The sequence below is a fragment of the Cupriavidus sp. SIMBA_020 genome (assembly GCF_046535395.1).
GTDB classification, from domain to species: domain Bacteria; phylum Pseudomonadota; class Gammaproteobacteria; order Burkholderiales; family Burkholderiaceae; genus Cupriavidus; species Cupriavidus campinensis.
On the sequence record NZ_JAWRWU010001354.1, the window covers coordinates 1 to 247 of the forward strand.

Genomic DNA, 247 nt, shown 5'->3' on the forward strand with positions numbered 1-247 from the left:
CCTGTCGCGTGCCGCGTATCAGGCCGCGGCGGGCGCTTCGGCTTCGCCCGCCGACATCACGCCGATCCGCTCACGCGCCGCATCGTATTCGCGCTTCAGACGCGCGATCAGATCGGCGGCGGGCACGATCGCTTTCACTGCACCGATGCCCTGGCCCGAACCCCAGATGTCCTTCCACGGCTTCACGCGGTTAGAGCCGAAATTCATGGCCGTGGGATCCGATTCCGGCAGCGCGTCCGGATCGAGG

General features: G+C 67.6%; 1 pseudogene. It reads right to left on the minus strand.

The features are described from left to right. Positions 1–18: 18 nt before the first annotated feature. A pseudogene (locus tag SB751_RS33920) lies at positions 19–247 on the minus strand (nitronate monooxygenase); the annotation flags it as partial.